Below are 25731 nucleotides of genomic sequence, written 5' to 3'. Positions count from 1 at the left end.
CTATGCAGCCTTGAACTGGATCAGGGCAAAGAGCGCCTGCAACAGGTTTTTCACATCTGCAGGTTCTCTCGCATCCACCTCCATGATCGGGACACCTGAGCCGGATAGCTGCTTGATAACATCATGGAAGTCACTCAAGCGGGGGGCAGGACTGACGTCCATATGGGTGATGCCTATCACCACCGGGTTCTTGCGGATAAAGTCCTTAAACGCGGAAAAGTAAAAGCGCAGGTCCTCCAGTGGAGATTCGCTGCTGTTATCGATCAGGATAACCAGGCCCAGCCCACCCATAGTGAGGATATCCCACATAAAGCTGAAACGTTCCTGCCCCGGCGTGCCATAGAGATGCAGCCGGTCACCCCCGTCCAGTTTCATCACACCGTAATCCATGGCCACGGTAGTCAGGGATTTTTTTTGCGCAGTTTCGTCGGTTGCCTTCTCTTCGGTAGCGACGACCTCGATATCACTGATCGAGGAAATAGCCGTGGTTTTACCAGCGCTCACCGTACCGGCGAAGATGATTTTATGCTCCATCGATGTCACCCAATCGTTAGCCCTGTAACCGCGACAACACGGAGGAGAGGAAGGAGGAACTGGCTTTTGGCAACAGCTCCTCCGCGGTCACTTCAACGGATTTACTGACCGGCTCTATGTGCCCGCACTTCAGTGCCGGCGCACAAAAGTCGTGGACGTCCTCAATGCTGATCTTCAGCTTGCTGGCGATGATCCGGCACGAATGTGGCTGCCGGCTTAACAACGCAGCGATGGAGTAGGCGGTCGAGTTGTGCGGCAAGCGGGTGAGATTGGGCCAGCTGCTCAAACGGTAGACGTCGGTTCTTTTACAGATCTCGGCCTTCTGGGCAGCCAACAAGGCTGATGTCAGCACCCACAGCAACTCAGTCAGGGCACGGCCCTTGCCTTCAAACTCCGCCAGGATGGGCGAGCGGCTGTCGATTTCGACAGCCTCCGCATAGTCATAGAATCCAGACATCATCTCTGCGACGTTGCACGCCTTCTGCAGATAAGTGTCTTTATTCCCCAAAATCAGTAACTCACCGCCATCGCGGAAGCGAATATGCAGGGCGCTTTTGTTCTGCCGTGAACGAGTCACGACCTCCAACAGAGCCGACGCGCCCGCCGAAAATTGGTCTATCACAGGGTTCCCCTCAAGCTGATATAACATTCCCTGCAAGTTCAGCAATCCCTAATATTTCATTTGATTTTAACGGGAGCCGACCGTTTAACAAGAGGATTCAGGCGACATAACCATAATTTCTTTGTGGTCTTGATTTTACCCACATATTATGTATGGATTATTTTATAGCGATTTGATTTTAAAAGAGAAATCTTATAATCACATGTAATTAGTAAGGCTATTTTTCAATCATAATTTCAAAAATCGATCTTCAATAGAGACCACTTTTGACAGAAACTGCCAATGTCTGGCGCACCTTGAGGCCCGCCCCCACAGACAAACCGCAACGGCATTTTTCGTATTTTTTGAAACACCTCACAATTTATGAATATTTATTCCCTGGCAGGAAAAGCAGTAGCCAACAACAGCCTCGAGCCACCCTCACAGCCAACGATTAGCCAGGCCACCGGGCCGGGTTGTAACGACACACAGGGCAATTCCCTAATCCCTGCCAGACACGTAGACTGGCCGTTCAGGTTCTGACAGCACCGCTCCTCCGGATGCGGCCCGGCGCAATCCAACCGCCGGGTGAGTACCGGCCTCTGGCCAGGTGGTTACAGCACCACCGTCAATACCTGTAAAATCCCGACCCATTAATGACGAGCCCCTCCTGGCGACAGCCGTACATGCCTGTCTTCTGGCTTTCTATTTAAGGGAGAGGCCGGGGAGCGTCGACCAATAAAGCCCAATCTATCAGCAGCCACAGAGTAGTGATGACAAACAGCGTAAATCAGTCCAGTGTGCCCGAATCCACGCACACCCCCATGATGCAGCAATATTTGAAGATCAAGGCGGAGCACCCCCACGAGCTGGTGTTCTACCGTATGGGGGATTTCTACGAGCTGTTTTATGACGACGCCAAAAAGGCGTCCGAGCTGCTGGACGTGACCCTCACCGCCCGCGGCAAGTCCAACGGCGAGCCCATTCCCATGGCGGGTATCCCCTACCACGCGGCTGATGGCTACCTCGCAAAACTGGTGCGCAAGGGCGTCTCGGTTGCCATCTGCGAGCAGATCGGCGACCCCGCCACCAGCAAGGGGCCTGTGGAACGCAAGGTGATGCGTATTGTCACGCCGGGTACGGTCAGCGACGAATCGTTGCTGGATGCCAGTCGTGACAACCTGCTGGTGGCGCTGTGCGTCCGTGAGGAACAGTTCGGCATCGCCAGCCTCGATATCGGCGCCGGCCGTTTTCAGGTATTGGAGGTCGAGGGGCTGGAGGCGGCATTAGGCGAACTGCAGCGCCTCAGCCCCGCTGAATTGCTGGTGCCCGAGGACCTGGCCATCAGCGAGATTACCGAGCAGCGCCGTGGCCTGCGCCGGCGCGCGCCCTGGGAGTTCGAGCTGGAAACCGCCCAACGACTGCTGACCCAGCAGTTTGGCACCCAGGATCTGGCCGGTTTCGGCTGTGACCACATGATTGTCGCCCTGGCCGCTGCCGGCTGCCTTCTCTCCTACGCCAAGGAGACCCAGCGCACCGCCCTGCCCCACATCAACTCGCTGCAGAGTGAGAACCGCGAAGAAGCGGTCGTGATGGACGCTGCTACCCGCCGCAACCTGGAGCTGGACACCAACCTGACCGGCGGCGACGAGAACACCCTCTTTGATGTGCTCAACACCAGCGCTACCGCCATGGGGGGACGCCTGCTGCGGCGCTGGCTTAACCGCCCGCTGCGCGACCTGAGCACCCTGAAGCTGCGCCAACAATCCATTAGGGCACTGTTGCATAACTACCACTTTGAAACCCTGCGCGGCACATTGCGCCAGATCGGTGACCTGGAGCGGATCCTTGGCCGTGTGGCATTGCGCTCGGCGCGGCCGCGGGACCTGTCACGTCTGTTTGCCTCCCTCAGCGCCTACCCGTTGCTGCAGAGCCAGCTGCAGGAAGCCGATGCCGGCCACCTGCGCAGCCTGGCCACCGAGATCGGCACCTTTCCCGAACTTGAAGAGCTGCTGGATCGCGCCATTGTTGAAAACCCTCCGGTGGTGATTCGCGATGGCGGGGTTATCGCCGAAGGGTACGACAGTGAGCTGGATGAGCTGCGTAATATCAGCACCAATGCCGGACAGTTTTTGCTCGACCTGGAAACCCGTGAGCGGGAGCGTACCGGGATCAGCACCCTCAAGGTGGGTTACAACCGGGTCCATGGCTACTTCATCGAAATCAGCCGCGGCCAGGCTGACGGCGCACCCGCGGACTATATCCGTCGCCAGACACTGAAGAACGCCGAGCGTTTTATCACCCCGGAGCTGAAAGAGTTCGAGGATAAAGCCCTGTCAGCCAAAAGCCGCGCCCTGGCACGGGAGAAGGGTCTCTACGAAGAGATCATTGAACGACTCAATGAGGAGCTGCTGCCACTGCAGATTGCCGCCGCTGCCGTAGCCGAGCTGGATGTGCTGGCAACCCTCGCCGAGCGCGCCGACAACCTCAACTTCACACCACCGGAGCTGACCGCCGAACCTGGAATTCACTACGTCGCCGGGCGCCACCCGGTGGTGGAACAGGTATCCGACCACCCGTTTGTGCCCAACAGCCTGGTGCTCAACGGCCAGCGTCGTATGCTCATCGTGACCGGCCCCAACATGGGCGGTAAATCGACCTACATGCGGCAGACCGCACTGGTGACGCTGCTGGCCCATATTGGCAGCTACGTGCCCGCAGAACAGGCCACCATCGGCATGGTGGATCGCATCTTTACCCGCATCGGCTCATCCGATGACCTGGCGGGCGGCCGCTCTACCTTTATGGTGGAGATGACCGAAACAGCCAACATCCTCAACAACGCCAGCGATCGCAGCCTGGTGCTGATGGACGAGATTGGCCGCGGCACCAGTACCTTTGACGGACTCTCGCTGGCCTGGGCCTGTGCCATCCAGCTGGCGGAACGGGTTCGGGCCTTCACCCTGTTTGCCACTCACTATTTTGAGCTGACCCAACTGCCCGAAGATTACCCCACCGTGGCCAACGTCCACCTGGATGCTACCGAGCACCACGACAATATTGTCTTCCTGCACAATATTCAGGAGGGGCCAGCCAGCAAAAGCTACGGTCTGCAGGTGGCCAAGCTCGCCGGCATTCCAGCGCCGGTTATCCAGCTGGCACAGCAGCAACTGGCGCAGCTGGAAGGCGACGCTGGCAAGGCACAGGTTAAGGCACCCACTCAACCGGTAAATCAGCCGCTGGCGCCCTCCCCCGCACAGGGCGAACTGTTTGCCGCAGCCACCAGCCCCGCGCTGGAAGCACTGCAGAAGCTGCACCCCGACGACCTGACCCCACGACAGGCGCTGGATATGCTGTATCAGCTGAAAGGACTACTGTAATGCCGTCAGGCCGGCCCTGAGACAGATCAGGGCCGGCGCTTTCTCCTCAGCACACTCCCCTGCACGGCCATATCGGGAAAATCAATTACCAATATCCGAGAAAGTCTCCCCGCCGATGGATCTAGCTGGTACAATCCCGCGGATTAGCCTGACCCCCATGAAAATTCCAACTGTTAGTAAAACGGAGTTCAGACCATGACTTTTGTGGTTGCCGACAACTGTATCAAGTGTAAGCACACCGATTGTGTGGAAGTGTGCCCTGTAGATTGCTTCTACGAAGGTCCCAATTTCCTGGTCATCCATCCTGACGAGTGTATCGATTGCGCCCTGTGTGAGCCGGAGTGTCCAGTCGACGCCATCTTCTCTGAAGACGAGCTGCCCGCAGGCCAGGAAGTCTACCTGGAGCTGAACGCCGAGCTGGCGGAAGTGTGGCCCAACATCACCGAGAAAAAAGACGCCCCGGCCGACGCTGAAGAGTGGGACGGTGTGGAGAACAAGCTGCAGTACCTGGAGCGCTGATTAGGCCCTCCCCTTGCAGACACAAAAAAACGCGGCCTGAGCCGCGTTTTTTTGTGTCTGCTCTTTGCTGATTAATTCAGAGCGTACTGAACAGCTCCTCGGCATTCAGCCCGTGACGCTCCAGAATGTCCCGCAGGCGCTTGAGGGCCTCCACCTGGATCTGGCGTACCCGCTCCCGGGTGAGGCCGATCTCACGACCCACCTCTTCCAGGGTACTGCTCTCATAGCCACGCAGCCCGAACCGGCGCGCCAACACTTCGCGCTGCTTATCCGTCAGCTCCGTCAACCAGCCATCCAGACTGTCGTTGAGGTCGGTATCCTGCAGTAGCGCCGCCGGATCAGAGACCTGCTGATCCGGAATGGTCTCCGCCAGCGACTTGTCCGAGGTATGGCCAATGGGTACATCCATAGAGCTGATGCGCTCGTTTAACCCCAGCATCTGCTGAACATCGGCTACCGGTTTGTCGAGCAGGTTGGCGATCTCCTCCGGGGTTGGCTCATGATCCAGCTTCTGCGCCAGCTCGCGGGCTGCCCGCAGATACACGTTGAGCTCCTTGACCACATGAATTGGCAGACGGATGGTACGGGTCTGGTTCATGATGGCCCGCTCAATGGTCTGGCGAATCCACCAGGTGGCGTAGGTGGAGAAACGGAAACCCCGTTCGGGATCAAACTTTTCCACCGCGCGGATCAGTCCCAGGTTGCCTTCTTCAATCAAGTCCAGCAGTGAGAGCCCCCGATTGACATAGCGGCGGGCAATTTTCACCACCAATCTGAGATTGCTTTCGATCATGCGCTTGCGGGAAGCCTCACAGCCACGCAGCGACTTGCGGGAAAAGAACACTTCTTCTTCGGCTGTCAGCAATGGCGAGAAGCCGATTTCATTAAGGTACAGCTGGGTTGCGTCCAGGTTTTTCTGGTATTTATCCGGTTCAATACCGGTCAGGCGTTCGGATGAAGATCTTCCTGGTGCGGGGGTATCGTCCTTGTCCTGATCCTCCAGGAAATTGAGATCTTTGGGAGTGTTTACATCGTCATTGTCGCGATAGATAGCTTCCTGTACTGCCATGGTACTAGCCCTGTGAGTCTTCGGTTTATGTGTGTAGCAGGTTCTTCTTACTTCCTTGAGACCTTACGTTCCAACCTCAGTCAGTGGACCAACTTCTTCACTCTACTCTCTACTCAACGCAGCCACTGAATTGCTCAGCAGCGTTCTTACTCCGGTTACGCTTTGGCATCCTGTGTCACCGGGGAGGTAACCAGGTGATTAACGTTTAGGCAGGTACAGCAACGGATCTACTGGTTTGCCATCACGCCGGATTTCAAAATGTAACTTTGTCTGATCGGTGCCACTGTTACCCATCTCGGCAATTTTCTGACCGGCTTTGACACTCTCTTTTTCTTTGACCAGCAAGCGACGGCTGTGTGCATAGGCGCTCAGGTAACGCTCGCTGTGTTTAATGATCAGCAGATTGCCGTATCCGCGGATACCACTGCCTGCATACACAACTGTGCCAGCGGCGGCGGAAAGGACAGGCTCACCCAAACGTCCCCGGAGATCAACTCCCTTATTAAGACTTTTTTGTGACGAGAAGTGGCTGATCACCGGCCCGTTGACCGGCCACTGCCAGGCCACATCGCCGGCAGCGACCGCCGGTCTGGCGGCAGGCTTGGGAGCGGGCTTGGGCGCTACTGTCGGGGTTTTTGAACGAGGCGCAGGCACGGGTTTTGCCACGGCAACCGGCTTCTGCGCTGGCTGCGCAGTTGGCCGGGTTGGCACGGGTTGTGGCGCGGCCGCCAGGGGAGTCAGGCGGTCCAGATACAGGGTCTGTCCGGGATAGATGGTGTAGCTGCGGTCAATGCGGTTGCGCCGGGCCAGCGACTTGTAATCAACTGCATAACGCCAGGCAATAGAATAGAGGGTCTCGCCCCGGGCCACGATATGGTAGTTGCGCCCGCTGCTCATGGCAGCGCCGCGCTCCTGCACCGGCGCCTGGTTGCCACCGGCTGCACAGGCCGACAGCAGCAGGATCATGCTCAAAATCTTGAACACGCCACTGTGACTCATTATTGTTTGGCAGCGGCCTTTGAGCATTGGCTGGTGCTTCTCCGGCGTTCGGTTACGGCCCAGTAATATAATCAATTGTTTCTTCCCCATTTGGGGATATGAGAATTGCATCTATAGAATTGTTATACAAGCCACAAAATAAGGGGCGTTTTGTGACATTTACCGACTTCCTGCAGAGACTCCTTTTTCCGTCATAAGCATATTCCACGAAAATCTCATCCCCGCAATTGCGAAAATTCTACAGACCTCTCTCACTCCTTCCCAGCACCGGCTTCAATTACCACTACGATAACAAAACCGCTCAATGCGCAACCCAACGCCAACAACCATTGTGACGCCTCGCCGGTCATTGCGGCGTACTGGTGGGGAAACAGGTTTTGCTGTACCAGAGGCACCAGCTCGCCATGACGGTTGATGACCGACTCCAGTGTCTGCTTCCAGGGCCAGATGATGTTCAGAGAACCGAGCAGTACACCGGTGAGAAACGCCATGGTGGCGGCGGCAAAACGGTGTAACAGCCAACTCAGGAGGTGGGAAAATGCCAACAGGCCCACAGCTGCCCCGGCCGCGAACGGCATTAACGTCAACACCTGCAGCTGTGACAAGGCGCCGATAACAGCGGTATAAAGCCCCATCATCAACAGCAAAAACGAACCGGAAATTCCCGGCAGGATCATGGCGCAGATCGCAATCGCGCCGGCACCAAACAGAATCAGCGGAGTGGGCTCCAGCTGTGAGGGCTTCAACACCGACACCCCCAGCGCCAGGGCCACGCCAGCCAACAGCCAGAGTCCGCGCCACAGCGTCCATCGGGGCACATGCCGCAACAACACCAGTGCCGACGCCAGCACCAACCCGAAAAAGCCGGACCAGACCAGAATGGGCTGCTGTTCCAGGCACCAGGTCACCAGCTTGGCCAGGGAGAGCATACTGAGCAGCACCCCGGCGAAGACCGCCAGCAGGAAGTTGCCGTTAATGTGGTTCCAGGCCGCCTTGATACCCTTTTGCCACAGGCACTGCAGCGCGCGATGGTCGATGCTGCGCAGGGAGTCAATCAGCTCCCCGTAAATTCCGGTAATAAAGGCAATAGTGCCCCCGGAAACGCCGGGAACCACATCGGCAGCCCCCATGGCCATACCACGCAGAAATACCGTCAAATACCTACCAACTCCCTGCAACATGGGACTCCCTGAATTGAGAACGATCGAGGATGAAAAGATTACCCGGGCAAGGCGGGATAGCGGCGTCAGCGGGTGACGCCGGAAAGCAGGGGCACAAACCGCACGGGTTCCAGCACCTGGGTGACAAACTTGTCGCTGTCGCCATCGCGCATAATCAGGTGCAGGTGCTGCTCGTCACCGCCCACCGGAATCACCAGCACTCCGTTGGGCGCCAGTTGCTCAAGCAGTTCCGGTGGCACTTGCCGCGGTGCCGCGGTACTGAGAATGCCGTCGTAGAGACCTCGCTCCGGCCAGCCAAAGCCACCATCGGCGTGCTTCAGCTCGACATTGCGCAAGCCCAGCTGCCGCAAACGCTCCCGGGCTTTGTCCTGCAGGGGCTTGATGCGCTCGACGCTGAATACCTGGGGCACCAGCTGGGCGAGAATACTGGTCTGGTAACCGGAACCGGTACCCACCTCCAATACCCGCTGCAACTTGCCGGCGGCATTCAGGAGGATCTCCGTCATGCGGGCGACAATATAAGGCTGTGAGAGAGTCTGGCCGAAACCGATTGGCAAGGCGGTGTCTTCGTAGGCCCGGTGCGAGAGGGCCTCATCGAGAAAGATATGTCGGGGAGTTGCTGCCATAACATCCAGGACGCGAATATCCGTTACGCCCTGATCCTTTAACCGCTGCACCAGGCGTTGCCTGGTTCTCTGGGACGTCATCCCGATACCCTGTAACTGCAGGCTGCTCACCCTGTTCTGTTCCCCCACAAACCCGTAACAATGACCCCGAGATGGCCCGACTGGCATTTATTGGCAGTAACAGGGCCCTATTCAGCCGCTGCTCTGCCGGGATTTTTTATGTCGCCGGATCCTGCATCTTCCGCCGGACTATAGCACATCCACCGAACGTGGCACCTCTTTCAGAAGCGCCAACTCACGCAATACCGCAGTGGCAAAAGTCCCCGGTGGCAGGGCGAAGCTCACCACCAGATCATCGCCCTCCAGCTGATAGCCAAACTCCGTGGCGGCGAGGGCCAGCAGGCGTCGTTCCTGCAACAGGCCAACATGCTCAAGCCCATCGCACCAACCGGCCCAGGGCTGCAGTACTTCACTTTCCAGCTCCAGACACGCCTCACTGCTGAGGGGTCGACCCCGCCCCCAGAGAGGGCCGCTGGGCTGGCCGTCCAGCCCCGGATCACCCGCCAGCACTTGCTGCCAGTCACCCGCGCACACCCGTGCTCCCAATACCGTATTGAAGAGCCAGGAGCGCGCAGCCGACATTGCCATGCCGCGACGCTGGCGGTTACGGATCTTCTCTCCTTCCAGCAGCAGCCGTTGGGCCAGCTCCAGGTTGCCGCCCTCAATACCAAAGCGCTGGGGGCCGAAGTAATTAGGCACTGGCTGAGTTTTTAACAGCTGCAGCTGTTCCTGCAGCCGTACCAGGTCACCTTGCAGGTGGCGCAGGCGAATCACAAAGCGGTTGCAGCGGTGATCGCCGCGGCGCAACTTGCGGCTGTGGCGGGTATGGTGCAGCAGCTGCACGCTGTCCGAATTCAGCTGCTGCCAATCCGGCTCGGCCCCCTTGGGCAGGTAGACACTGAACCACTGGCGGGTTACGGCATGGCGATCCTTGAGTCCGGCGTAGCCCACATCCGCCGGAGTCACCTCCGCCAGCCGGGCAATATTGCGGGCCAGCCACTCGGTGTTATCACCGCGCTTCTGCAGCTGCAGGTAGACGTGCTCGCCACTGCCACTGAGCTCAAAGCCCAGCTCTTCATCGACACGGAAATCTTCCGGCTCAGTGCGAAAATCGCCACTCACCGCCGGCCCGCCCCAAGCGTAGGGCCACTCCAGAGAAAACATGCTCAATCCTCAGCGCCGACGGGTCGGTTTGCCACTGCCACGACCACCGCGGCCCGCAGTCTGTTTACCTTTGCGGCGGTCACTGGAACGGGCTCCATCACCACCACTGCGCCCCTGGGAGCCAATGGCCTTCTGATAACTGCCGTACTGCTTGCCGGCACTTTTCTCATCCCAGGGGACCAGCTGGTTGGGGCCGTCGCCGATAAGATCCTTGCGCCCCATGTCCAGCAGCGACTTGCGCAGGAACGCCCAGTTCTTGGGGTCGTGGTAGCGCAGGAAGGCCTTCTGCAGGCGCCGCTGTTCCAGCTTGCGGGGGATGTAGAGCTTGCCACTCTTGTAACTCAGCTTGTGCAGCGGGTTGCGCTCGGAGTGGTACATGGCCGTGGCCAGGGACATGGGCGACGGATAAAAAGTCTGCACCTGGTCAACGCGGAACTTGTTCTTCTTCAACCACAACGACAGGTTGAGCATGTCCTCGTCTTCACAACCGGGGTGGGCGGCAATGAAGTACGGGATCAGGTACTGCTCCTTGCCCGCCTCTTTGGAAAACTTGTCGAACATGCGCTTGAAGTCGTAGTAGGTGTCCATACCCGGCTTCATCATCTTTTCCAGCGTGTTCATCTCGCTGTGTTCCGGCGCGATCTTGAGGTAGCCACCCACGTGATGGGTCACCAGCTCTTTCACATACTCCGGATCGCGCACCGCCAGGTCGTAACGCAGGCCGGAGGCGATAGCGATGCGCTTGATACCCGGAATCTGCCGCGCCTTGCGATACAGCTCGGTGGTGGGGCTGTGATCGGTAACCAGGTTTTTACAGATGGTGGGGAACACGCAGGAGAGCCGTCGGCAGTTAGCGTGAATCACCGCATCCTTACAGTTAAGGAAATACATATTGGCGGTGGGCCCGCCGAGGTCGGAGATGGAACCGGTGAAACCCGGCACCTTATCGCGAATCTCTTCGATCTCTTTCAGCACCGACTCCTGCGAGCGGCTCTGGATTACCCTGCCCTCGTGCTCGGTGATGGAACAGAAGGTACAACCCCCAAAACAGCCACGCATGATATTCACCGAGGTCTTGATCATGTCGTAGGCTGGAATTTTGGCGTCCCCGTAGACCGGATGCGGGCGACGCTGGTAAGAGAGCGCAAACACTCCGTCCATCTCTTCGGTGGAGAGCGGAATCGGCGGAGGATTGACCCACAACTCGCGATTGCCATGCTTCTGCACCAGCACCCGCGCGTTGTATGGGTTGGACTCCTGATGCAGGACCCGGGAGGCGTGGGAGTAGAGCACGGCGTCCTTGCTCACCTTCTCGAAGCTGGGCAGGCGCACACAGGTCTTCTCCAGCTGCCAATCGCTCTTGCCCTGCAATGGCATGGGGATAATGCGCACCACCTCTTCGGCAACCTCATCGTCTTGCGCGCTGTTATCGGCCTTGCTGCAGGTAGCCGGGTTGCCCTCATCCTCGCCCATGGCATAGGGATTGGGAATGGCATCAATGTGCTGCGGCCAGTCGATACGGGTGGAGTCGATTTCGGTCCAGCCCGCAGGCACCTCGCTACGGATAAAAGCGGTACCACGAATATCCTGCAAATCGCGGATATCCTTACCCAGTGCCACCTCGTGCGCCAGCTCGGCAATAGCCCTTTCGGCGTTGCCATACAGCAGGATATCAGCGGTGGCATCGAACAATACCGAGCGCCGGACTTCATCGCTCCAGTAGTCGTAATGGGCAATCCGGCGCAGGCTCGCTTCAATACCACCCAACACCACCGGCACCTCGCGGAACGCCTCCTTACAGCGCTGGGCATACACCGTCACTGCGCGATCAGGCCGTTTACCCGGTTCACCGTCCGGGGTGTAGGCATCGTCGTTGCGTACCTTCAGGTCGGCGGTGTAGCGGTTGATCATGGAGTCCATGTTGCCTGCCGATACGGCAAAGAACAGGTTGGGCTTACCCAGGGCAGCAAACGCCTCGGCGCTGCGCCAATCGGGCTGGGCAATGATGCCGACACGAAAGCCCTGGGCCTCCAGGAAACGGCCAATGACCGCCATACCAAAACTGGGGTGGTCTACATAGGCATCGCCGCAAACAATAATGATGTCGCAGGAGTCCCAGCCCAGTGCATCCATCTCCTTCCGGCTCATGGGCAGATAGGGTGCAGTGCCGTAGCACTCGGCCCAGTAACGGGGATAGCCGAACAGGGGCGGCGCGGCTATGGGCTTGGCCAGAGGACGGGACATAGGAGAGAAACCTTTAGGAAAACCTTATGAAATGCACGGATACAGCAGCCGGCAAAGACGCCTATTTTCCCAAAAATCAGCGCCTTTATACAGCGGAAAACAGGGCCAGCCGCTAACGCGCAAGGTTTATCCGCCGCCAGCGCAGCTGACAGGACAAATGCAGCCATCTGTGTCGCGCCTGTAACGGCCCTGATACAAAGGTAAAGCGGTGTAAAATCTGCCGGACCACAAAGACACCCAAGGCAAAACTCGCTACTCTTGCCACAGTGACAGACCCCCTGCTGCGGGGAACCACGGACAGAGGTTTTGGTCTGTTGCTCATGTATTTTCGTATTTAACAACGCAATACCCCAAGCAGCGCAATCAGGGCACTCAGTGAATTCAAACAACAACCTAAGCCGCTTGCTCAGCTACAGCTTGCTGGCCTCTGTGGTCGCCTTAACCGGCTGTCTCTCCCAGCCACGGGACGAGCGTGTCGCCGAACAGCTACCGGCCGCCTTCAGCAGCGAAGAGGAACTACCCGCTCCGCCCCCTACCGGCTGGCTGCAGAGCTTTGCCGACCCGGCCCTGAACCGCTGGGTTGACCAGGCGGTACAGGACAACTTTGATATCAATGCGGCGCTGGCCCGGCTGGAAGCCGCCCGCCAGCAGCGCATTATCGCCGGCTCCACCCTCTGGCCCAGCCTCGGCCTGGAGCTGGATGGCCAGCGCAGCAAAACCGTCAACTCCGGCTCCACCGACTACGACACCAACTTCGCCGCCAACGCGGTAATCAGCTGGGAACTGGACCTGTGGGGACGCCTGCGCGATGGCCGCAAGGCCGCCGACTACCTCTACCAGGCCCAGCAAGCGGATCTCGACTACCTGAGACTCTCCCTGGCGGGCCAGGTGGCGCAAGCCTGGTACAACGTGGAAGCCGCTACCCAGCTGCAGGAGCTGCTGCGCCAGCGGGTAGACAACCTCAGGACCAACCTGGACATTATTGAATACGGCTATCGCCAGGGCATCAATGCCGCACTTGATGTCTACCTGGCGCGCACCGACCTGTCAGCCGAGATGAACAACCTCTACCAGCAGCAGGCCAGCACCAGGGACGCCATACGCCGACTGCAGCTGTTACTGGGCCAATACCCCTCGGGCGAAATGCCGGAGGCCGGCAGTGATGCCACCCTGCCGGAATTGCCGGCCCTGGATATTTCCCAGCTGACTACCGAGACCGTACGTTATCGCTACGATCTGCAATCGGCCTACCTGGAACTGCTGGCGACCGACCGCGACCTGGCGGCAGCCCACAAGGCTCGCTTCCCCTCCTTCAGCCTCACTGGCAGGGCCGGTGACAGCAGCGACGAGCTGGACACATTGCTGGACACCAGTTCGCTGGCCTGGAACCTGTTGGCCAACCTCAGCCAGCCCCTGTTTGCCGGCGGCCGCCTGAAAGCCGCGGAAGAGCAGCAACGGCAACTGGTACTGGAAAAAGAGCAACAATACCTGCAGGCCCTGCACGCCGCTTTCAGCGAAGTGGCCCAGGCCCTTACCAACGAAACCAGCCTCAACCAGCGACTGGAACAAGTGGAAGAAGCGAAAAAATTTGCCGAAGCGGCAGAGACCATCGCCTTCGACGAGTACCGCAAGGGGCTGTCGGAGTACACCGCCGTACTGGAAGCCCAGCGGCGTGCCTTTGCCGCACAGAACACCGTCGTCACCATCCGCAACCAGTTGCTGCAAAACCGCATTCAATTATTACTGGCCCTCGGCGGCCACTATCAGTGAGTTAGTTATGCAAAAGGCCCTACCCAAACAACTCGTAATCGCGCTGGCCGTGCTGGGTCTGTGTGTGGCACTGGCGGTGGTCATCAAGTTGCTGCAGCCGCAGCCGCGGGTGCACGGCGCCATGCCAGCACCGGTGATCAAGGTGGAAGCCGAAACCCTGCAACCGCAAACCTACGAATTTATGCTCTCCAGTTTTGGCACTGTGCAGCCACGCACTGCCAGCCTGCTGGTGGCGCAGGTAAACGGCGTGATTGTGGAAGTAAACAGCGCCTTCCGCGACGGCGGTTTTTTCAGCAGGGGTGACGTACTGCTGCGCATTGATTCCCGCGACTACGCAGCCGCCGCGAAAGTGGCACAGGCCAGCTGGATTGAAGCCAAACTGGCGCTGGAGGAAGAGAAAGCCCGTGCCGAACAGGCACAGATCGACTGGAAACGACTGGGCAACGATGACGCGGCACCGGATCTGGTACTGCGCAAACCCCAGCTGGCGGCGGCGGAAGCGAAGGTGTTTTCCGCCCGTGCCAACTACGAGAAAGCCCAGCTGGATCTGGAGCGCACCCAGATACGCGCCCCCTATGACGGCCGGGTCAAAACCATCCATGTGGACCTGGGCCAGTTCGTCAGCGCCGGCTCGCAGCTCGCCGACATTTTTGCCACTGACCTGCTGGAGATTCGCCTGCCGCTGAAAAACAGCGAGCTGGCGCTGATCAACCTGCCGGAAGATTTCCGCGGTATGGATGACAAGACCGTCAAGCTGCCCGACGTCACTATCATCAGCGAGCTGGGGCCACAGCAACACTGGCAGGGAAAAATTGTACGCACCGAGGCCGCCATCGACGCCGACACCCACCAGCTGTATGTGATCGCCCAGATTGAAAACCCCTTCAGCGCCGACAACAACAACCGCACCCCGCTTAAAATCGGCCAATATGTCACCGCCCGGCTGCAGGGCCGACAACTGGCTGACGCCATTGTCATTCCCACCAGCAGTCTTTATCAGGGCAGCTTTGTCTATCTGGTGAGCAATGGTCTGCTGCAGCGCCGGGAAGTGGAGATCCTGTTCCAGAATGCCAGTGAGACCATCATTCGTTCCGGCCTGAAAACCGGTGACACCGTGGTCACTTCGCCACTGGGACAGGTGACCAGCGGCACCCGTGTCGCCATCGTTAACAGCGGGCCCGAAGGCGCCGCCATCGCCGACCTCAATAACGCCGCCCAGGCCGCCGACAGCGGAGCGCAAACCCCATGATTGCCTGGTTTGCCCGCAACTCGGTTGCCGCCAACCTGCTGATGATGCTGATCCTGTTTCTGGGACTGTCATCCCTGAAGCTGAACATTCCGCTGGAGGTGTTCCCCACCTTTGGCGAGGACACCATCAGTGTTTCTGTCTCCCTGCGCGGCTCGACACCGGAAGAAGCGGAGCAGTCGGTGACCATCCGCATCGAAGAGGCCATCCAGGATCTCGAAGGCATCAAGAAAATCAGCAGCCGCTCCGCCGAAGGCAGCAGCTCTGTCACTGTTGAAGTTGAAACCGGTTACGACGCCCGGGAATTACTTAATGACATCAAGAGCCGCGTAGACGCCATCAATACCTTCCCCGCCGAAGCAGAGAAACCCATTACCAGCCTGGCGGTGCGCACCCGGGAAGTGATCTCCGTTTCTATTGCCGGCAACGTCACCGAGAAGGAGATTCGCCAGCAGGCCGAGCGGCTGCGCGACGGCCTGCTCAGTGTGCCCGGCATCACCCAGCTGGAGCTGGACGATGTGCGCGATTACGAGATATCCGTCGAGGTCTCCCACGACCAGCTGCGCCAGTACGGCCTGCGACTCTCCGACGTGGCCGACGCCATCAATGCCAGCTCACTGGACCTCTCTGCCGGCAACGTGAAAACCCAGGGTGGCGATGTCCTGATTCGCCTCAAGGGCCAGGCCTACGAGCGTCCGGAATTCGAAAATATCGTGGTTGCCACCAAGCGCGATGGCAGCATTGTGCGTGTCGGCGATATTGCCACGGTAAAGGACGGCTTCAACGAAGACCCCATTCTCACCCGCTTTAACGGTCGCCCCGCCGCCATGATCGAGGTCTACCGCGTCGGCGACCAGAGCGCCATTGAAGTGGCCGACAAGGTCAAGGCCTATCTGGCAGAGCAGCAGGACCGTATCCCGGAAGGGATCGAGGTGAGCACCTGGCGCGACCGCTCCCAGGTAGTTAAGAAACGCCTGCAGCTGCTGGCCAACAGCGCCCTGCAAGGCGGCTTGCTGGTGCTGGGGTTACTCACCCTGTTCCTGCGCCCTTCCGTGGCCTTCTGGGTGTTTATCGGTATCCCCATCAGCTTTATGGGTGCCTTTATGGTGATGCCGTTTTTCGGAGTCACCCTCAACCTGATCAGCCTGTTCGGCTTCCTGCTGGTGCTGGGGATCGTGGTGGATGATGCCATTGTCACCGGGGAAAACGTCTACCGGCATATGCAGAATGCAGAGAGCGGCGAGGCCGCGGCCATTCACGGCACCCAGGAGGTGGCTGCACCTGTTACCTTCGGGGTTCTCACCACGGTTGCGGCGTTTCTGCCCATGGCTATGGTGGCCGGTTCCCGCGGCATGATGTTTAACAACATTGCTGTGGTGGTTATTCCGATCCTGATTTTCTCCCTGATCGAATCCAAATTTATCCTGCCTTCTCACTTGAAACACATCAAGGTGAATTCGCAGCGCAAAACCAACCGCTTCAGCGCTTGGCAGCAGCGTTTCGCCAACGGCTTTGAACAGGCCATCCTGCGCTACTACAAACCCTTCCTTACCAAGGCACTGCAGCAGCGCTACGTAACCCTTGCTGTCTTCGTCGGCGTCTTTATTATCGTTGCCTCGGTGCTTACCAGTAGCTGGACACGGTTTGTCTTTTTCCCGCGCATTGAATCGGAGAGCATTGCCGCCGTTCTGACCATGCCCGCCGGCACCCCCTTCGAAGTCACCGACCGCCACATCGAACACATGACCGACGCGGCCCTGCAACTGAAGAAGAAGTACCACGACAACGAGACCGGTGAATCCATCATTCTTAACGTCTATGCCAGTACCGGCAGCGGCGGCTGGGGCAGTAAGGGCACCAACTACGGTCGGGTACAGTTTGAAATTCTCGCTCCAGAGGAGCGGGTCGCCTTTGCCAACCTGCACAACAGCCAGCTGGTCAACGACTGGCGCGAGATGATAGGCGAGATTGTAGGCGCCGAAGAGATTTCTTTCCGCTCGGAGATCATGCACGCCGGTAGCCCCATTGATATCCAGCTCGCTGGTAATGACTTCCGCGCCCTGCAGGACGCCGCAGAGCATGTGAAAGCCCGCCTCGCGACCCATGTCGGTGTCTACGATATCGCCGACAGCATGTCGAGCGGCAAGGAGGAGCTGCAGATCCAACTCAAGCCCGAAGCCTACGCCCTGGGGCTGTCCGAGTCCGACGTGATCCGTCAGGTGCGCGAAGCCTTTTACGGCTACGAGGCGCAGCGTATTCAACGCGGCCGTGACGACGTGCGGGTGATGGTGCGCTTCCCCTACAGCGAACGGGAAGCAGTGGCCAACCTGCAGGACTTCCGTATCCGCACGGCTGATGGCCGCAGCATTCCCGTTGCCCAGATCGTGGAACTGGTGCCCGGCCAGAGCCCCACCTCCATCTACCGCAACGATCTCAAGCGCACCCTCAATGTCACCGCGGAAGTGGACAAGAGCTCGGTCAACCAATCCCTGGTCACCAGCGACATCAGCAGCTACCTGGATCAGTTGCTGGTGCAGTACCCCGGCATCAGTTACTCGCTGGAAGGAGAAGCACGGGAACAGGAGGAGTCCTTTGGCAGCCTGCTGGTGGGCCTGGTGTTTGTCCTGTTCGCCATCTACAGCCTGCTGGCGATCCCGTTCAAATCCTACACCCAACCGCTGCTGGTGATGTCAGTCATCCCCTTCGGCACCCTCGGCGCCTTTATCGGCCACTGGATCATGGGCATGTCACTGACCCTGTTCAGCATCCTCGGCATGCTGGCACTGGTGGGCGTGGTAGTGAACGACAGCCTGGTACTGGTGGACTGTATCAACCAGCAACGCCGACGCGGCGCCAGTGTGTGGGAGGCGATCCAGTACGCAGGACCGGCCCGCTTCCGCCCCGTCATGCTCACCTCGCTGACCACGTTTATCGGTTTAATGCCGCTGCTGTTTGAACAGAGCACCCAGGCACAGTTCCTGATTCCCATGGCCATCTCACTGGGCTTTGGGGTGATGCTGGCGACGTTTATCACCCTGATTCTGGTGCCGGTGAATTACCTGGTGGCCTGGGAGTTGAAGCAGCGGTTGTTGGGAAAAAAGGAAGCCGTTTATTCGTCAGCCGTAAGTGACAACTAACTGGACTGGAGAATAGGTAAACCCTGGTTCACCGACAATCTCACAACGAGAGCTGGTAATTCGCCCCACGGAGATTGCCTCCGTTAAGCGTGCAATAAGTCCCACAGATCTGCCGGATAGCTGCTGCGGGGAGAGCACGAGGGCAACCGGTTGCGATACGCTGCATCAATCCAATGGTCGGTCATAATCACCGTCATTGGGGAGATGTGTTTCCTGCAATGACTCGATGTTTTCCAGTATCGCCTCATCCGGTGCAGCGAAAAACGCAATATGAAACAGCGCCTCCCCCTCCTGGGCCAGAGGGATATTTTGTTTGCCGATGATAAAGCCCGAACGCTCAGCACGAATGACATCAATATCATGCCCAAACGGGTCGCCAATGTGGGCAAGGACATCGCCCTCCTGCACCTGATCCCCCAACTCCTTCACGGTTTTAATGATGCCGCTGGAACTGGCGCGCACCCAGGAGCTGCTGTTGGCTACAAAAGGCTGGACCTGCTTCGTGCGCCGGCGTCGGCGAATCAGGCCGAGGTGGCTTAATACGTTAAGCACTCCGCTCACACCGGCCCGAATGGACAGCTCGTCAAAGCGCAGCGCTTCACCGGCTTCGTACAGCAGAATCTTGATGCCCGAATCCATCGCTGCCTGGCGCAGCGACCCATCCCGCAGGTTGGAGTTCAGCAATACGGGCACCCCAAACACCCGGGCCATTGCCGCGGTCTCTTCGTCATCCAGGTTGGCCCTGATCTGCGGCAGGTTAGAGCGATGAATCGCACCGGTGTGCAAATCAATACCGTAGTCGCAGTGATTGACGATCTCGGTGAGAAACAGGTTGGCGACCCGCCCCGCCAGTGAGCCCTTGGCGGAACCCGGGAAAGAGCGGTTCAGGTCGCGCCGGTCCGGCAGGTAACGACTTTGATTCAACACCCCGTACACATTCACCATAGGCACCAGTATCAAGGTGCCGCTGGAGATGGATAACGAGCGGGAGTGGATCAGGCGGCTGATAATCTCGATACCATTCAGCTCATCGCCATGTACCGCTGCCGAGACAAATACCTTCGGGCCGGGCTTTTTCCCGTGAATAACATGAACGGGGATGGAGACATCGGTATCCGTGTAGAGTTTGGCCACAGGAACGTTAAGGTAGACCCTCTCGCCGGGTTTGACCTGCTGTCCGGCGATGGTAAAAGGCTGTTGCTGACGCGTCATTACTCAGGTGTTTTGTATGTGTGTGGGGCACTCCCTGGACGGTCACCGCATAGACGGTCACAACATGGATGCCAGCAGTGAAGCGATACCAAGGAATGCAAAGAAGCCGGCGATATCCGTTATGGTGGTCAGGATGATCGACGATGCCTGGGCCGGATCCTGCCCGAGCCGCACCAGGATTATAGGCACCAGGGCACCGGCAAATCCAGCCGCCACCATGGCCAGTATCATGGACGTACAAATAACCATGACCAATCCCACAGAACCGCTCCACAAATAGACACCGATCCCACAGGTGAAGGCGATACAGAGGCCATTCATCAGGCCGGCCCCCACCTCCTTGAACATCACCCGCGACCACTGGCGGATGGTAATCTCCCGCAGTGCCAGTCCCCGCATGGTTACGGCCAACGCCTGCGCGCCCGCATTACCCGATTGCCCGGCCACCACCGGCAGCAGCACGGCCAGTGCGGTAAACTGCGCGATTGTACTTTCGAACAACCCCACCACGGAGGCCGCCATAAACGCGGTAAGCAGGTTGATCTGTAACCATGGCATACGCTTTTTGACGGCGAACAACGGGCTCGAGAGTGCCCGCTCCTCCCGGCTGGCCCCCACCATGGCCAGCACATCGGAAGTGCGCTCCTGTTGCGCGGCTTCCAGCAAACTGGCGTGATAGATAATACCCAACAGATGGTTGTCCAGGTCCACCACCGGCAAATCCAGTAGGTTGCGACGCTCGAACAGTTCGGACACCTCTTCCTTTGTAGATGTATTGCTAACAGCTGCGGTTACCGGCTGTGACAGTTCGCCAAGTGCGGTATCGGGGTCAGCGACGGCAATGTCCTGTATATGGGCCTTGCCCGCAAGGCGTCCATTGCCGTCCACCAGAAACAGTGCCCGCGCCGTCTTCAGCCGGGTATTACGCAGGAAATCCAGCGCCTGCCCCGCCGTCATATCCTGACGAAAGTGGGTGATACGGGTGTCCATCAACTGCCCGGCGCTATTCAGGGGGTAGGACATCAAGGTGGTCAGCTCATGCCGCACCCCCTCATCCAGCAACGCCAGATACGCCTGTTTTTCAGTTTCCTCAAGCTGCCCCAGGAGCTTCACCGCGTAGTGCGGCGGTAGCTCGGTCAACAACTGCCGGCTCAGTTCGGGCGAGATAGCAGGCAGGAGTGCCGCCGAGACATTGGGCAAGAGGCTCAGCCACACCGGCAACTGTACATGCACATCCTGCTCGTCGAGTATGGAAGCCACCACCTGCGGATCCGTCGCTTCAATAATCCGTGCCGCGTGACGGGGAAAGTCCAGCAGGAAGCGACGTGTTAACGTGTGGTCAACCACCTCCATGCCCGGCGTCACCTCCCGCTCCGCGACTAACCCGTCGACACCCACACCCGCAGAAGCCATCACTCCGCCTCCACGCCAGGCGCCGATTTGGCTTGCGCCATAACAACACCCAGCAGTCCTGTGGTGGTGGCAATCATGGCCAGCGTCAAGTGGCTCAACAGCGAACTGCCGGTTGCAGGCGCCGGGGCTTGCAACAGCTTAGCGAGCCCGGTATTGAGGGTCTTGCGGCTGAGCGTGCCCAGAAACACTCCTCGACTGCTATGCACCGGTAAAACACTGTAGTTTTGCCACTCCACAAAGTGGGCCGCTTCGCTCAGGCTCAAATGGGCGGGCAAGGGCTCACAGCGATTGGCGAGGTCACCCATCATTACACCGGGATCTGCCACCAACAGCTGCCCCGCCGGCATTACACCGCTGACCTGGTGGTTGCCATCCACCACAACCAGGATATCGAAGGGCTGCCCGGATTGTTTCAGCAGCTCGAGGCACTCAGCCACCACCAGCGTCTGTGAAAAGTGAGGACTGGAACTGTCCATCCATGCACCCACGGTGACATCGGGGTAACTGAGGGAACGCTGCAGCGCTCGCATCAAACTTGCGGGAAGATACTCGAGCATAGAGTTCTGCAGCGGTGGTTGCAGCAAGCGTGCGATAGCGGCGGCTGCAGGGAAACTCAACTGCCCCAGGAGCGAACCAGTCTTCTCCACTGGCATCTGCTCCAGTATCCGTGCTGCTGCCCAGGTCTCCAGCTGCTCCACCACCGGAGCCAGCACTCGCACCGGTATGCGCGACAGGTAGCCGGCAGCGTCCGCGGCGTCCAGCGTTTGCAACACAGCTGCCGCCCGATCCGGTTTACTGGCGAGGAAATCAAGGCTAAGGGGGTTAATCGATGCCATGATCCACCTCAGCCACCTGAATCGTGAAGCTCCTGGTCATCAGTTCTCTTGCCGGCACCACTGTACGACCGGCGTCTGCATCCAGCAGAACACCGGTGGCGGTAAACTCCAGCACACGGCCTTTTAAGCTGCCGACCGTTATCGTCTCACCGGGTTTGACCAGCTGCCTGAGATGTTGGCAGGCAATCAGGTTCTCCACCAGGCCCTTAGCCCCAAGCGCGAAGGCCAGGGCAAAACCCCCGAGGATAGCAGCCAACACAATCCCGAACAGCATGGCGAGAAAAGTGACATCAATACCGATTTGATCCAGGCCAAGAATGAAGGCGATCACCACAAAGGCGAGCTGGGAGATTTGTGCCAGTAATTCCGGCTGTGACAAGTTCGCAGCAGCGGATGTGTGAGCCACAAGTTTGCGGATAAATCCGCCAACGACAACACCACCAATAATAATAATGCCACCAGCCAGCAACGACGGCAGATAGACCACCAGACGATCCACCCAAACAGCACTGCCCGCCAGATTCAGCACTCGCACCGCCAATGAAATAAACAGCAGCACGGTGGCCCAATAGAACACCTGGCCGATAAGTCGCTTGATGGGTGAATTGATGTAGAAATATTCGAGTCTGGTGGTCTGAAAGCGCCCCACCAGGAAACGGTTCAGAAAATCCACCAGCCGTACCACCAGCAAACGCAGAAAGCGCGCCAGCAACCAGCCAGCCAGCAGCAACAGGCCGGCAACCAGCAGATCGGGCAGCAGCGAAATGATATCCGCAACAGCCTCGGCAACGGCTTGTTTAATCGTTTCCAACATGGCGCACCCCCGCCGGTGTGATGCTCAGGGCTGCCGCAGTGTTGTTCGGATCGATAGCGCAGAGCCCATGCATGTATACAGGTTCAGGTTAGCACTGATCCTGTGGCCCTGTGAGAAGAGCAGGCTGGACGGGTAAGTGAGGAGAAAGAGAACACCCGAAGGCGTTGTGCAGAACTTCGGCTCAATACGACCAGAATCGGAAACCGGGGCCGGGCACAGCGGAAAAAGGCCATAACCTGTTGCTGGCGCGCTGGGAGAGGGGGTAGTCGGTGCCACTATCAGGAATTTTTACACGCCAAAAAACGACGACTAATTCACAAAAATCAATAAGTTAACGCCTTTATCGACCCTGTAGTCAGTTGATTAAGGCGCCAAACCGTCAGAAATACTTACACTTTCAAGCCAGGAGCCTCCCTCAAAATACTTGTAACTCACTGAAAATAAAGGAAATAGATAAATGGCACACCTTATGCTTAATTAACGCATGGCACCGATTACTTTATCAGGCTGCCCCATAAGGAAATGAGATCATGAAATTCAAACAGGTAGCTATCGCTGCAACGTTGACCGCCGCATTGGCGTCGAACGCCTCTGCAGTGATCATTGATGACACCGACATTGGCTCAACCTGGAACGCCCAATGGGCCGCGTCCATATCCGGAGAAAATGTTTTCGTCACCGCCGCACTGACACTGGATACTGTCGTAGCGAATATCTGGGGCTTCACCGTCACGTTTAACAACCAGTCCAATGCTGGCGCCGAGCTTGCCGGATGGGGGTTCAGTACTGACCCTGATCTCGCTCCCGGTGGATTTTCTCTTCTGTCGAGCCCCAGTGCCGGCTGGTCTACCGGCTCAGGCCCAAGCGGCAGCGATCAGAACGGCAACGCGTTAAACGTGGATTATTGCGCGTACGCCGGACCTAACTGTGATGGAGGTGGTAGTAACGGGTTCCTCGGCATCGGAGTCTTCGAGTTCACACTGACGTTTGCGGATGTAATCGGCTTCTTTGAACTGACTGACGCCTACACGCGCCTGCAAAGCGTGGGGCTGAACAACGGGGAGAGCGCAAAGCTGATTTCTACCGTTCCCTTTACACCTCAGGGTGGGCCTCCACCACCGCCACCACCGTCCATCCCCCTGCCTGGTTCCAGCTGGCTGGTGCTGATTGGACTTCTTGGCATGGTACCTTGCTGGCGCAGGCGTCGTAACGCCTAAGTCGGGCCGACATCCGGACAGGGAGTGCCATAAGCGCTCCCTGTTTTGTTTAAGGCTTTACGCCAAGGCGAATCACTCCCACTCAATCGTCGCCGGCGGCTTGCTGGATACGTCGTAACTGACGCGGGAGACGCCGGAGATTTCGTTGATGATGCGATTGGAAACTGTCTCCAGCAGTTCGTAAGGCAGGTGTGCCCAACGCGCTGTCATAAAGTCGATGGTCTCTACCGCCCGCAACGCAATCACCCACTCGTAGCGACGTGCGTCGCCCACCACTCCAACGGATTTCACCGGCAGGAACACGGCGAACGCCTGGCTGGTCTTGTGGTACCAATCGGCCTTGTGCAGTTCTTCCAGGAAGATGGCATCGGCTTCGCGCAGGATGTCCGCGTACTCTTTCTTCACTTCGCCGAGGATACGTACTCCCAGGCCAGGACCAGGAAACGGGTGGCGGTAGACCATGTCGTAGGGCAGGCCCAGCTCCAGGCCGATCTTGCGCACTTCGTCCTTGAACAGTTCGCGCAGCGGCTCTACCAGTTCAAAGGCCATGTCTTCCGGCAGGCCACCCACGTTGTGGTGGGATTTGATCACATGCGCCTTGCCGGTTTTGGCAGCAGCCGATTCAATCACATCCGGGTAGATAGTGCCCTGCGCCAGCCACTTCACGTCTTGCAGCTTGGCGGCTTCGTCGTCAAACACTTCAATAAAGGTGTTGCCGATAATCTTGCGTTTGGCTTCCGGATCGCTGACGCCGACCAGCTTGCCAAGGAACAGTTCTTCCGCATCGGCGCGAATCACTTTGACGCCCATGTTCTTGGCGAACATGTCCATCACCTGATCGCCCTCGTCCTTGCGCAGCAGGCCGTTGTCCACGAAAACGCAGGTGAGCTGGTCACCGATGGCTTTGTGCAACAGCGCTGCCACCACGGAGGAGTCAACGCCGCCGGAGAGACCCAGCAGTACCTTGTCGCTGCCAACCTGGTCACGCACCTTACGGATGGCGTCTTCGACGATGTTGGCGGGAGTCCACAGCGGCTTACAGTCACAGGTCTCCAGCACAAAGTGTTCAAAAATACGCTTGCCCTGCAGGGTGTGGGTCACTTCCGGGTGGAATTGCACACCGTAGAAATCTTTCTCTTCGCAGTACATGCCGGCGATGGCACAGGAGTCGGTGGAAGCCATCAGCTGGAAGCCTTCCGGCATCTGGCTGACCTTGTCGCCATGGCTCATCCACACGTCCAGCAGGGAGTTGCCGTCGTGATCGACGTGATCGCGAATGTCGTGTAACAGCGCGCTGCTGCCGTGTACTTTCACCTGCGCATAACCGAACTCGCGAATGTTGGAGCTCTGCACCGCGCCGCCCAGCTGCTCGGCCATGGTCTGCATGCCGTAGCAGATACCCAGTACCGGTACACCGAGGGTGAACACACACTCAGGGGCGCGAGGTGAGGCGCCAGCGGTTACTGACTCGGGGCCACCGGCGAGAATGATGCCGCGTGGGTCAAAATCGCGAATCTCTTCCTCGCTCATGTCGAACGCCCGGATTTCGGAGTAGACCCCGATCTCCCGTACGCGACGGGCAATCAGCTGGGTGTACTGGGAGCCGAAATCGAGAATCAGAATGCGTTGGGCATGGATGTCCTGGGTCATGGTCTGTTCCGGTGAGTTGTCTGTAGGCATTGGGTAAGATTAAAAACGGGCCAGACTCT

At 58.4% G+C, this 25731-nt stretch carries 19 protein-coding genes; 6 read left to right on the top strand and 13 right to left on the bottom strand.

Features of this window, described 5'->3' with window-relative positions:
- Positions 1–534: an ATP/GTP-binding protein gene (locus GSF27_RS17085; protein WP_160971275.1), complete on the bottom strand. Its 534-nt coding sequence runs from the start codon at positions 532–534 to the stop codon at positions 1–3.
- A gap of 16 nt (positions 535–550) precedes the next feature.
- Entirely contained in the window at positions 551–1111 is a 561-nt protein-coding gene (locus tag GSF27_RS17080; RefSeq protein ID WP_160971274.1) for a hypothetical protein, read from the bottom strand.
- Between the two features lie 797 nt (positions 1112–1908).
- Here GSF27_RS17080 and mutS point away from each other — a divergent pair.
- The gene (gene mutS / locus GSF27_RS17075) at positions 1909–4515 is read left to right on the top strand and encodes a DNA mismatch repair protein MutS (RefSeq protein WP_237457623.1); all 2607 of its coding nucleotides are present in this window, start codon (positions 1909–1911) and stop codon (positions 4513–4515) included.
- A 195-nt stretch (positions 4516–4710) separates the two neighbouring features.
- A complete protein-coding gene (fdxA, locus tag GSF27_RS17070) occupies positions 4711–5034 on the top strand; it encodes a ferredoxin FdxA (RefSeq protein ID WP_160971273.1) in 324 nt (107 codons plus the stop codon).
- A 76-nt stretch (positions 5035–5110) separates the two neighbouring features.
- Here the strand turns inward: fdxA and rpoS are convergent, their stop codons facing one another.
- The 6 genes from rpoS to GSF27_RS17040 form a co-directional block, all read right to left on the bottom strand.
- A complete protein-coding gene (gene rpoS, locus GSF27_RS17065) occupies positions 5111–6103 on the bottom strand; it encodes an RNA polymerase sigma factor RpoS (protein ID WP_160971272.1) in 993 nt (330 codons plus the stop codon).
- Between the two features lie 198 nt (positions 6104–6301).
- Positions 6302–7087 carry a peptidoglycan DD-metalloendopeptidase family protein gene (locus tag GSF27_RS17060; protein WP_160971271.1) on the bottom strand — a complete coding sequence of 262 codons (786 nt, stop codon included), beginning with the start codon at positions 7085–7087 and terminating at the stop codon, positions 6302–6304.
- 266 nt (positions 7088–7353) lie between these two features.
- Positions 7354–8259 carry a DUF368 domain-containing protein gene (locus GSF27_RS17055; protein WP_304627216.1) on the bottom strand — a complete coding sequence of 302 codons (906 nt, stop codon included), beginning with the start codon at positions 8257–8259 and terminating at the stop codon, positions 7354–7356.
- A gap of 89 nt (positions 8260–8348) precedes the next feature.
- Positions 8349–8990 (bottom strand): protein-L-isoaspartate(D-aspartate) O-methyltransferase, encoded by a 642-nt coding sequence (locus tag GSF27_RS17050; protein WP_160971269.1) that lies wholly within the window; start codon positions 8988–8990, stop codon positions 8349–8351.
- A gap of 168 nt (positions 8991–9158) precedes the next feature.
- Positions 9159–10133, bottom strand: a complete 975-nt coding sequence (gene truD, locus GSF27_RS17045; protein WP_160971268.1) for a tRNA pseudouridine(13) synthase TruD — start codon at positions 10131–10133, stop codon at positions 9159–9161.
- Between the two features lie 9 nt (positions 10134–10142).
- Positions 10143–12377 (bottom strand): YgiQ family radical SAM protein, encoded by a 2235-nt coding sequence (locus tag GSF27_RS17040; protein ID WP_160971267.1) that lies wholly within the window; start codon positions 12375–12377, stop codon positions 10143–10145.
- A 375-nt stretch (positions 12378–12752) separates the two neighbouring features.
- Here GSF27_RS17040 and GSF27_RS17035 point away from each other — a divergent pair, with 375 nt between their 5' ends.
- From GSF27_RS17035 to GSF27_RS17025, 3 genes are read left to right on the top strand one after another with little or no spacing between them, the layout of a single operon-like run.
- On the top strand, positions 12753–14147 hold the full coding sequence (locus GSF27_RS17035; protein ID WP_160971266.1) for a TolC family protein: 1395 nt from the start codon (positions 12753–12755) through the stop codon (positions 14145–14147).
- 7 nt (positions 14148–14154) lie between these two features.
- A complete protein-coding gene (locus GSF27_RS17030; RefSeq protein ID WP_160971265.1) occupies positions 14155–15396 on the top strand; it encodes an efflux RND transporter periplasmic adaptor subunit in 1242 nt (413 codons plus the stop codon).
- Positions 15393–18530, top strand: a complete 3138-nt coding sequence (locus tag GSF27_RS17025; RefSeq protein WP_160971264.1) for an efflux RND transporter permease subunit — start codon at positions 15393–15395, stop codon at positions 18528–18530. Before GSF27_RS17030 ends, GSF27_RS17025 begins: the two co-directional genes overlap by 4 nt.
- 165 nt (positions 18531–18695) lie before the next feature.
- Here GSF27_RS17025 and GSF27_RS17020 read toward each other — a convergent pair whose 3' ends face one another.
- The 4 genes from GSF27_RS17020 to GSF27_RS17005 are packed head-to-tail and all read right to left on the bottom strand — an operon-like array spanning position 18696 to position 22805.
- Positions 18696–19742, bottom strand: a complete 1047-nt coding sequence (locus GSF27_RS17020; protein ID WP_160971263.1) for a succinylglutamate desuccinylase/aspartoacylase family protein — start codon at positions 19740–19742, stop codon at positions 18696–18698.
- A gap of 57 nt (positions 19743–19799) precedes the next feature.
- Complete coding sequence (gene mgtE, locus GSF27_RS17015) at positions 19800–21155, bottom strand: magnesium transporter (RefSeq protein ID WP_160971262.1); 1356 nt, start codon at positions 21153–21155, stop codon at positions 19800–19802.
- Entirely contained in the window at positions 21155–21991 is an 837-nt protein-coding gene (locus tag GSF27_RS17010; RefSeq protein ID WP_160971261.1) for a magnesium transporter, read from the bottom strand. Before GSF27_RS17010 ends, mgtE begins: the two co-directional genes overlap by 1 nt.
- Complete coding sequence (locus GSF27_RS17005) at positions 21978–22805, bottom strand: mechanosensitive ion channel (protein WP_160971260.1); 828 nt, start codon at positions 22803–22805, stop codon at positions 21978–21980. The genes GSF27_RS17010 and GSF27_RS17005 overlap by 14 nt, the downstream gene beginning before the upstream one ends.
- 530 nt (positions 22806–23335) lie before the next feature.
- On the opposite strand from GSF27_RS17005, the gene GSF27_RS17000 reads away from it, so the two are divergent.
- A complete protein-coding gene (locus GSF27_RS17000; protein WP_160971259.1) occupies positions 23336–24022 on the top strand; it encodes a cistern family PEP-CTERM protein in 687 nt (228 codons plus the stop codon).
- A gap of 72 nt (positions 24023–24094) precedes the next feature.
- Here GSF27_RS17000 and guaA read toward each other — a convergent pair whose 3' ends face one another.
- Positions 24095–25672, bottom strand: coding sequence for a glutamine-hydrolyzing GMP synthase (guaA, locus tag GSF27_RS16995; protein ID WP_160971258.1), 1578 nt, complete (start codon positions 25670–25672; stop codon positions 24095–24097).
- Positions 25673–25731 lie beyond the last annotated feature (59 nt).

It is taken from the genome of Pseudomaricurvus sp. HS19, assembly GCF_009857815.1.
In the GTDB taxonomy this organism is placed as follows: domain Bacteria; phylum Pseudomonadota; class Gammaproteobacteria; order Pseudomonadales; family Cellvibrionaceae; genus Pseudomaricurvus.
This window is presented reverse-complemented; position numbering and strand designations above follow the sequence as displayed.

Coding starts and splice junctions, on each gene's coding strand:
- GSF27_RS17030 (WP_160971265.1), top strand. CDS start 14,155: ATGCAAAAGGCCCTACCCAAACAACTCGTAATCGCGCTGGCCGTGCTG.
- GSF27_RS17040 (WP_160971267.1), bottom strand. CDS start 12,377: ATGTCCCGTCCTCTGGCCAAGCCCATAGCCGCGCCGCCCCTGTTCGGC.
- GSF27_RS17005 (WP_160971260.1), bottom strand. CDS start 22,805: ATGTTGGAAACGATTAAACAAGCCGTTGCCGAGGCTGTTGCGGATATC.
- GSF27_RS17025 (WP_160971264.1), top strand. CDS start 15,393: ATGATTGCCTGGTTTGCCCGCAACTCGGTTGCCGCCAACCTGCTGATG.
- rpoS (WP_160971272.1), bottom strand. CDS start 6,103: ATGGCAGTACAGGAAGCTATCTATCGCGACAATGACGATGTAAACACT.
- mutS (WP_237457623.1), top strand. CDS start 1,909: ATGACAAACAGCGTAAATCAGTCCAGTGTGCCCGAATCCACGCACACC.
- GSF27_RS17020 (WP_160971263.1), bottom strand. CDS start 19,742: ATGACGCGTCAGCAACAGCCTTTTACCATCGCCGGACAGCAGGTCAAA.
- fdxA (WP_160971273.1), top strand. CDS start 4,711: ATGACTTTTGTGGTTGCCGACAACTGTATCAAGTGTAAGCACACCGAT.
- GSF27_RS17000 (WP_160971259.1), top strand. CDS start 23,336: ATGAAATTCAAACAGGTAGCTATCGCTGCAACGTTGACCGCCGCATTG.
- truD (WP_160971268.1), bottom strand. CDS start 10,133: ATGTTTTCTCTGGAGTGGCCCTACGCTTGGGGCGGGCCGGCGGTGAGT.
- GSF27_RS17010 (WP_160971261.1), bottom strand. CDS start 21,991: ATGGCATCGATTAACCCCCTTAGCCTTGATTTCCTCGCCAGTAAACCG.
- GSF27_RS17050 (WP_160971269.1), bottom strand. CDS start 8,990: ATGACGTCCCAGAGAACCAGGCAACGCCTGGTGCAGCGGTTAAAGGAT.
- guaA (WP_160971258.1), bottom strand. CDS start 25,672: ATGACCCAGGACATCCATGCCCAACGCATTCTGATTCTCGATTTCGGC.
- GSF27_RS17085 (WP_160971275.1), bottom strand. CDS start 534: ATGGAGCATAAAATCATCTTCGCCGGTACGGTGAGCGCTGGTAAAACC.
- mgtE (WP_160971262.1), bottom strand. CDS start 21,155: ATGGCTTCTGCGGGTGTGGGTGTCGACGGGTTAGTCGCGGAGCGGGAG.